This is a genomic window from Nitrincola tibetensis (genome assembly GCF_003284585.1).
GTDB lineage: Bacteria > Pseudomonadota > Gammaproteobacteria > Pseudomonadales > Balneatricaceae > Nitrincola > Nitrincola tibetensis.
Window position 1 is genome coordinate 82,100 of the sequence record NZ_QKRX01000013.1, and the last position, 9,031, is coordinate 91,130.

Genomic DNA, 9,031 nt, shown 5'->3' on the forward strand with positions numbered 1-9,031 from the left:
ACGTTTGACCAAAGCCACCTTGCAACGTTGCAATGGTCCTGTTTAAATCACAGACAGACAATCAGGGAATACTCACAGCTGTGATGGAGCACGGGGCGGGCGGTAGCGTGTCTAGGGAAAACGCATGAAGCCATCCATCGGAAGCCCTTTCTGCTTCGCTAAAGGTCTCCACTGAAAAAACTGTATATGCTATCACCGTACTTAATATTTACCTTTGAACCAAAAACAGATAAGTAACAAAGGACGAGATCCGAATGGCACTTACGCTCCCCTAAGGACGTGGTTAAGTAAGTATTATTATCAACCTGTTTTCCAGATAACAGGTCGTCGACCAGTCTAGATGGAAAATTCCAACTGTAAGGTTGATGGAACTTGGTTGAAAAAATGTGACAGTTAACTTTAACAAGAACAATAGCGATAGAGGTGAATATGGAATTCTGGCTATTAATAGGTGGAGCAGTAATTTTTTACTACTTCATCAAGGTAAAGGCAGCCCCCTCAAAACAGCAGGCCCTGAGAGAAAACAGCCCAAGTTCCAGTAATGAAATTCGTATAACTGCGACAACAAGAAATCAGATAGTTGCGAACAGTAATCACGATGATGACGATCTGGTCACATTCAGTATATCTTACGGTTACAACGAAGAAGAAAGCCTAAACAAAACACCGGGGAAATGGATAAAATACGGTGAATCAATCACTGTAAAGGGACATACAATAACTAGCGGTAATTTTTATTTTGGCGGAGTGCTCAGTTCGTTAGATGGATTTGGAACTGAAGCATCTCTGGTTGATGACTCACTAATAATTGAAAGCCAACCATCCAGCTTTGAAGATGAAAGTTTGGGGTATTGGCCTAAATATATCACACTCACACCTCAAGGTCGTGGTGCTTACCTTAGTTGGCTCTCAGGTGACAGAAATGATCCAGAGGTACCCTTAGGTTATGTGTTTATTTATTTCTATGGACTCGAAAGACGTATTACCGTTGATTCAATTAAACAGTCAGTGGATGATGCAGAATTCAAGCTCATATTTGATGAAATACTACGATTAAAAAATATTTATGCTAACAGTCGTTCTTTTTCAAATTATTCCACACGTCTATTGGAAGTCATGTGTATACTACGCCCTCACGTAGTATCACATCCAAAGCTTGAAAAAAACCCTCAAAGGGACTCATTACTATTTAAGCATCGTCTTGCCACTAGGGTAAATGAAGGAAAGCCAGTGCCTCCTGAACTGGCATTGGCGTGGATTCGGTTTTATCCAGATTATAATCTAAAAAAATCGGCACGACGCTGTGGCTACGAATTCAGTCAGTTATTTACACGCCTCTATAGCAAAAAATATGCAGACGGTATTATTGTTAAGCCGAATAAAACACGATTAAAGATTGAGTACTATCCCGCTAGCCCCTCCCTGCGTGGCGTAGCATTACCTCAACAGGATCTTCCTGATCCTAGTAATTTAAAAGGTCCAGCAAATAAGCTCATTGCCATCGCTGATGAATGTACAGCCGAATTAGATGCCTATAGTCGGTATCTCGCTAAACCGGATACTGCCCGCACGGATATTGAAGCCGTATTGTTATTACCCGACGATCTGAGTGACTTAGGAACTACGCTAGGATTAGGGAAATTTAAAAAATGGGCAGATGAGGTAATTTCAACAAAAAATGGGTTGGTTGATGTCGAGGAGTTCTGGACATATACCAAGTCGCCCTTACCTTCCAAGATCAATAAAAAGGAAGCTGAATTAATTCAGAAGCTTGCTCAAAAAGCAGGTTATGGCATAGCTCCTGATATGCGTTACCATCATGCTAAAACGAGTGCAGATGGAAAGCTAGTTCTATTTCCTGATGGTCATGGCAAGTACTTTGAACCATCTAAAGCATATATTGAAATGGGTATGACACTACGTCTAGGAGCAATAGTCGCCACGATTGATTCGCATGTTGATCATTCGGAATTAAATTTGTTAACACAGCTTATTGACCATGATAGCTATCTTTCACCTACCGAAAAACAATCCTTACACGCTTATTTAGTTTGGCGTCTCAATACGCCTTCAAATACCACAGGTTTAAAAGCCAGATTGGAAACATTGGGTAAAGCAGAAAAAGCAGCGGTAAGCCGAGTGCTTGTCGGTGTAGCGATGGCCGATGGAAAAATAGACCCAGAAGAAATCAAGCAACTAGAAAAGCTCTATACCTTGCTAGGTCTTGATAAAGCCCTCGTTACTGGAGACATTCATGGAATGTCATCAAGTAAAGCTGGATCTCGACCTTCAAGCTCTCAGTCAGAATCTATCTCGTCAACTTCCACTTCATTCCAACTGGATGAAAGCATCCTAGCAATACACGAATCGGAAACCAAAGATGTACAAAGCATGTTAGGCGCAATTTTTATGGAAGATGAACCTGCAGACGAATCTACTACAACGGCTGTAGATATTACTGATATAGATGACGAATCCGGAATTGATAAGCAACATTATTTACTGTTTGAAAGTCTGATACGAAAAGATAAATGGACACGTAAAGAAGTGGAAGCGCTGTGCCGCGATTCTGGCCTGATGGTTAGCGGCGCTTTGGAAACAATTAATGACTGGTCATTTGATAAAGTGGATGCAGCTGTGCTTGAAGAAGATGGCGACGCTATTTATGTCGACCTGGAAATCGTAGAAGAGATAGAAGGTTAGAATCATGGAAAAACGTATCCGCTTAAAAGAACGTGACGCTATCATTCAATCACTGAAATCGGGTGTGACTCCTAAAATTGGGATTCAGCATATTCAGGTAGGACGTATTAATGAAGTCAAAGCATTGTATAAAGATATTGAAAGAATATCAGGAGGTGGCGCTTCTTTTAGACTTATCATTGGTGATTATGGCTCAGGAAAAACATTTTTTCTGAGCGTTGTGCGTTCTATTGCTCTTGAAAAAAAACTTGTTACGGTCAACGCGGATCTCTCACCAGATCGACGCATACATGCGTCTTCAGGTCAGGCTCGGAATCTCTACTCTGAGCTTATGAGGAATTTAGCAACACGTAATAAGCCGGATGGAAATGCATTAGCCAGTGTTGTAGAGCGTTTTGTAACTCAGGCTCGTAAAGAAGCCGATGAGATGAATACCGAAGTTTCGTCAGTAATACATCAAAAATTAGCAACCTTATCAGAACTAGTTGGCGGATACGATTTTGCGAAGGTTATTGATGCTTACTGGAGCGGACATGAACAAGATAATGAAGAGCTAAAATCAAATGCTATTCGCTGGTTACGGGCTGAGTACACCACGAAGACAGATGCCCGAAGGGATCTTGATGTCAGAACAATTATTTCAGACAACTCGTTTTATGATGCCTTAAAGCTTATGAGCCTATTTGTTCGTCAGGCGGGCTATGAAGGCTTACTTGTTAATCTGGATGAGATGGTCAATCTTTATAAGTTAAGTAGCACACAAGCACGTACATCTAACTATGAGCAGATTCTACGGATATTAAATGACTGCCTTCAAGGTTCAGCTGAGTATCTTGGTTTTATATTGGGTGGAACACCTGAATTTTTATTAGATCCTCGTAGAGGTTTATATAGCTATGAAGCATTGCAATCTCGTTTAGCTGAAAACAGTTTTGCGCAGCGTGCGGGTGTTATTGATTATTCATCACCTGCACTACATCTCGCGAGCTTAACACCGGAGGAGCTTTATATTCTCTTGAAGAACTTACGGCATGTATTTGCTGAAGGTGATACTTCTAAATATTTGGTTCCAGATGACGCGCTAAAATCATTTCTACATCATTGTAGTCAGACTATCGGAGATGCCTATTTCCGTACACCCAGAAACACCATCAAAGCATTTTTAGATATGCTGGCAGTATTAGAACAAAACCCTTCTATGCAATGGTCTCAGTTAGTTAAATCTATTGCAATTTTGGAAGATCGTCCAAGTGATACAGATGAAATTACCGTGAACGAAGAGACTGGTGATATTCTAAATTCCGATGGACTAGTTAACTTCAAATTATGATAGAACAATATCAGCGTCTTGATAAGCGTGTTCAAAAATGGTTATTTAATCAGGGGTGGCCTGATTTAAGAGAAATTCAAAAACAGGCAATTCCACCAATTTTAGCAGGTGACAGAGATGTGCTTATTAGTGCATCAACGGCAGCAGGTAAAACAGAAGCATTTTTTCTTCCGGCATGCAGCGCAATAGCAGAAGAGAAACATGGTTTTGGTATTCTGTATATCAGTCCTTTAAAAGCATTGATTAACGATCAATACCGCAGGCTGGAATCGTTATGTGAAATGCTAGATATGCAGGTTACGCCGTGGCACGGCGATAGCCTTCAGTCCAAAAAGAAAAAAGCCAGGAGTAATCCCTCGGGCATTCTTCTTATTACTCCTGAGTCCTTAGAGTCACTCTTAGTAAGAGAAGCCGGATGGGTAAAGCAATCTTTCACGCCACTGAAGTATATTGTAATTGATGAATTTCATGCGTTTATTGGGACTGAACGTGGCCAGCAGTTACTCTCACTTCTTACCCGTCTTGAACACATTACCAATCGAATTTCGAATCCCATACCAAGGGTTGCTCTTAGCGCAACACTCGGTGAGCTTGAAAAGGTTCCTCTTTCTCTCAGACCTAATAAAAGTCTGCCTTGTGAAACGATTACCAGTAGTAAGCACCAAAGCACTATTAAAGTTCAGGTTAAGGGGTATTTAGAACCTGTAAACATTACGGCGAATGATTCACGCCCCCTCGCCGAACAACAGATTTGTCAGGAGATTTTTAGGCTCTGTCGAGGTGATTCACATTTAGTATTTGCGAATAGCCGAAGTCGAACAGAAAGCATTGCTGCACAACTATGTGACTTGTGTGAGCAACACGTTGTACCAAATGAATTTTTTCCTCATCACGGATCATTAGCCAAAGAATTGCGTGAGGATTTAGAAGCCAGATTACAAAAGGAAACTCTACCAACAACCGCTATCTGTACAATGACATTAGAGCTAGGTATAGATATCGGAAAAGTAAATTCTGTATTGCAGGTTACCGCACCACATTCCGTGTCAAGTTTACGCCAACGGTTAGGCCGGTCAGGTAGAAGAAACTCACCTTCAATTTTAAGAATACTCATCTCTGAAAATGAACTTAGTGATAAGTCTAATTTAGTAGATGGACTTAGGTTAGAACTGGTTCAGTCCCTAGCAATGATACGGCTGCTCATTGTAAGTAACTGGTTTGAGCCGGCAGACACAGAACAGATGCACCTCTCTACATTTTTACACCAAATTCTTGCCGTGATCGCACAATGGGGAAGCGTCAGAGCGGATCAATTGTACTCTTTGTTATGCCAGCAAGGAACATTCAAAGAAATATCTATTCAGCACTTCAAACAGCTATTAACTCATATGGGTACAGTTCGGTTGATACAGCAACTAAATAGTGGTGAGCTAGTCTTAGGACTTGAAGGTGAACGTATTACAAACTCTTATACTTTCTATGCTGTATTTAAAACTCCAGAAGAATTTCGCATTGTATCAGGCAGTAAAATGCTTGGAACATTACCCGTTGATTCGCTTATTCTTAAAGACCAGCATATTATATTTGGTGGTCGAAGATGGAAGGTCACAGACATTGATGATGATAAAAAAGTTATCTATGTAACCTCCACAAAGGGCGGAAAACCTCCAAAATTTAATGGTAGCGGCATGTCGATTCATGACAAGGTTCGACAAGAAATGTTAAATATCTATCGTACAGGTGACTATCGTATTGAAGCAGGTAATCAGAAAATAGATTTTGTCGACAATATTGGAAGGCAGTTATTTCAAGAAGGAGCTTATTTTTTTAAAGAAGCTGATCTTGAAAAAAATCCAATTTATCAAAACGGTAAGCACTGTTATATTTTTCCATGGATGGGTGACAAGGTTGTTAACACCCTTACTATTTTACTGATTAGAAGTGGATTTGTTTGCAACAGTTTTGGCGGTGTTATTGAAATAAACAATTCAAATGCAGATGACATTAAAAACAGTTTACTTGATATTGCAAAACATGGGATACCTAATGAAACTGAATTGGCAAAAATACTCTCTATTCAGCAAAAGCTTATTGAAAAATATGATGATTATCTGCCTGAGAACTTGTTAACAGAAGGATATGGACGAAAGGCATTTGATTCCACTGCTGCTAGACAGTGGATACTAAGTAATCTTACTTGAATTCTGTCCATATAAATGCCGTAAAATTCACTACTATCGAAAATATTACTTGCCATGCTTCGAAAATAATATAAGTTGAATATTGAGAGCATCAAATATGCCCTTCGATGTAAAATAAGATCAATCAATCGAACTTGAGATCATAGGCGACAAGATAGAGGGTTTTAAAAGAGCTTAATAAAAACCTAAAAAACCAGGCAGATAGGCTCTTAATTTAACAGGAAAATCATGTGGATATAGCTAACACAATACTCAATAGCATTTTACAAATCTGGTATATCATACCATTTTTTATTTTCGTGTCGATTTTAAAAAGCCACTGGTTTAAAGGTGTATTTGGTGAGTTTCTAGTAAACAAGCTCTTAGATTCATTACCAAAAAAAGAGTACACTCTAATCAAAAACTTTACGCTACCAACCGACGATGGTACAACTCAAGTAGATCATGTTTTAGTCTCTAAATTTGGTATCTTTGTTATAGAAACAAAAAATATGAAAGGCTGGATATTTGGTTCACCTCATCAGAAGCAGTGGACACAAAAAATTTACCGCCACTCTGCAAAATTTCAAAATCCTTTGCATCAAAACTACAAACACATTAAAACGCTGGAGTCTGTTTTAGACTGTAATCCTGAGTTCATGCACTCTTTAATTGTATTTGTGGGTGATAGTACCTTTAAAACCGAAATGCCGGATAATGTGACTGCTGCACGAGGCTGTCTGGACTATATAAAGCAGTTCAATGAAGCGGTGATACCTGACACGGAAGTCTACCGGCTGGTTACAAAGCTGAACCAAATCAAGCTGAAACCCGGTCTGGTAACGGACTATAAACACCGCCAGCATGTGAAGGAGCTTGTGGTCAGTAAAAATGAGGTCACTAAAGAGGTCGGCAAGAAAGTCAGCCAAGAGGTCAGTCAAGAAGCCAGTAACATGAGTAGTGATCCCCTCTGCCCACGTTGTGGTTCTGCCATGGTCATCAGAGAAACCAAGCGTGGTGCAAATGCGGGTCAGCAATTTTGGGGCTGTTCCACCTTTCCCAAGTGTCGTGGGTTACAATTAAAAGAGTGCTGACAGACACCTTCCCTACTCCGGCATCCTCCCACTGGAACATTCAATACACTAGAACAATCCTCTATTTCCGAGTTGGGCACCCCCAGAAATTTCGTACTATACTCCATTCAGGTTTTATGTCGTAAGCACCTGCATGGGAACTGAATTCTGCAATTACTGAGTCGCGCCGGGATAGTGCTGTTCTGTCTGTTATCCACGCCTGTCGGAGCATTTGTCATGTCTTCAGGATTCACCGGAACGACAGACTATTTACATGAGCCGCTGTTCACAGCGCTGGAAGGTTCGGAGCGACTTGCGGCAGAAGATGCACTGGTAAGTCTGGAGTTCGACACCACTTTATTCCATCAGGCCAGTGATCTTTCTGCCCAGACCTATTGGCACAAAATCGAGTTTGCTCCAGTTGATACATCGACTGAGTTAATCCTTCGGCTCAGCAATATCATGATTGATGAGCTGGATTTTTATCTAATCGAGAATGGTGAAGTCGTGCGTCACTGGGTGCGCGGCGATACGCAGCCATGGAGTCCAGATGCCGCCTACGCCAGCATCTGGTTCCCGGTGGAGCTGCAGCCGGGCAGTACTCATCAGGTATTGATTCGTAAAGCCAGTGAAGGGCCGCTTCTCTTACCGCTGCGGCTGATGAGTCCGCAGCAGTTTGAACAACTGACCGAGACGAGTTTCAAGATTTGGGCAGCCGCTGCCGGTGCACTGCTGATATTGCTGATCCATAACACCGTCACTTTTTTACTGTTCCGTTATCCTGCCTACGGCTTTTACATCCTGTTTCACTCGCTAGTGTTTCTCAGCCTAGGCGTCACTCAAGGGTTTGGTCCCTGGTTGTGGCCGATGGCGTTCAATCAGTTTCTGGGTTCAATTATCTTGACCCTATATACCCTCTCAGCCTGGAGTATTTTCCACTTCAGCTTACAATTTCTGCAGATTCGCACCCGTTTACCCAGCTGGTGGCGTTATCGCCGCTTGGCGGATCTGGTCTTTGCCAGTGCTGTGCTGGTCAGTCTAGTTGTACCTGAATACGCCTATGCAACCCCCTTTTCAGTACTTCAGGGTGTGGTATCCATCTATTGCTTGTACCTCGGTTTCAAAATTTTACGCACGGGATTCTCCCCTGCCACACTGTTTCTGGTCGCCTGGTCTTTCTTCATTGTCGGTGCTGCCATTGGCGGTATGGTATTCCGTAACCAGTTACCTTTTAATACCTTAACCGAACACGCCCTGCTGATCAGTACCGTTATTGAGCTGCTGTGCTTCTCGTTCAGTCTGACTCAACGCACCCAATATCTGGAGACCGAAAAAAACCAAAAGCTGCTGACAAGCCCGGTCTCAGGATTGGCCAACCGGAACTATTTCATCAACCACCTGCACCGGCAACATGCGCTACCCAATGATAAGGTACATCTGGTACTGATTCAGTTATCCGGTATCACCGAGCTGAGCGAAGCGGTGGGACCGGAAAGTGCGGAGAAAGCCTCTGCAACGCTGGCACAACGCATCAATCAGGCGCTGGAGTCTGAGCCTCATATTATTCGCCACCGTCTGCCTAATCTCAGTCATGCCAATGTGATCGATATGGATCAGGAGAACCTCGGTAGTTTTCAACCCAGTTGTCCAAAATACTATGCTTAAGCTGCTTGTTTGTTGAGTGCCATTTCTTCAAGTCTTGCGGGATTTAGTGAGACGGCACCTTTAGGCTCCCAATTTCGAGT

Annotated in this window: 5 protein-coding genes; all 5 read left to right on the top strand. The window is 41.9% G+C overall.

The genetic code is table 11. From position 1 onward, the window contains the following. Positions 1 to 429: 429 nt before the first annotated feature. The 5 genes from DN062_RS15245 (at position 430) to DN062_RS15265 (ending at position 8,951) form a co-directional block, all read left to right on the top strand. The gene (locus DN062_RS15245; RefSeq protein ID WP_112160164.1) at positions 430 to 2,703 is read left to right on the top strand and encodes a tellurite resistance TerB family protein; all 2,274 of its coding nucleotides are present in this window, start codon (positions 430 to 432) and stop codon (positions 2,701 to 2,703) included. Positions 2,704 to 2,707: 4 nt separating this feature from the next. Beyond that, positions 2,708 to 4,033: an ATP-binding protein gene (locus DN062_RS15250; RefSeq protein ID WP_112160165.1), complete on the top strand. Its 1,326-nt coding sequence runs from the start codon at positions 2,708 to 2,710 to the stop codon at positions 4,031 to 4,033. Beyond that, positions 4,030 to 6,234: a DEAD/DEAH box helicase gene (locus DN062_RS15255; protein ID WP_112160166.1), complete on the top strand. Its 2,205-nt coding sequence runs from the start codon at positions 4,030 to 4,032 to the stop codon at positions 6,232 to 6,234. The genes DN062_RS15250 and DN062_RS15255 overlap by 4 nt, the downstream gene beginning before the upstream one ends. 230 nt (positions 6,235 to 6,464) lie before the next feature. After that, a complete protein-coding gene (locus DN062_RS15260) occupies positions 6,465 to 7,307 on the top strand; it encodes a nuclease-related domain-containing protein (protein WP_112160167.1) in 843 nt (280 codons plus the stop codon). A 216-nt stretch (positions 7,308 to 7,523) separates the two neighbouring features. Then, positions 7,524 to 8,951 (top strand): 7TMR-DISM family protein, encoded by a 1,428-nt coding sequence (locus DN062_RS15265; RefSeq protein ID WP_112160168.1) that lies wholly within the window; start codon positions 7,524 to 7,526, stop codon positions 8,949 to 8,951. Positions 8,952 to 9,031 lie beyond the last annotated feature (80 nt).

Coding starts and splice junctions, on each gene's coding strand:
- DN062_RS15245 (WP_112160164.1), top strand. CDS start 430: ATGGAATTCTGGCTATTAATAGGTGGAGCAGTAATTTTTTACTACTTC.
- DN062_RS15265 (WP_112160168.1), top strand. CDS start 7,524: ATGTCTTCAGGATTCACCGGAACGACAGACTATTTACATGAGCCGCTG.
- DN062_RS15255 (WP_112160166.1), top strand. CDS start 4,030: ATGATAGAACAATATCAGCGTCTTGATAAGCGTGTTCAAAAATGGTTA.
- DN062_RS15250 (WP_112160165.1), top strand. CDS start 2,708: ATGGAAAAACGTATCCGCTTAAAAGAACGTGACGCTATCATTCAATCA.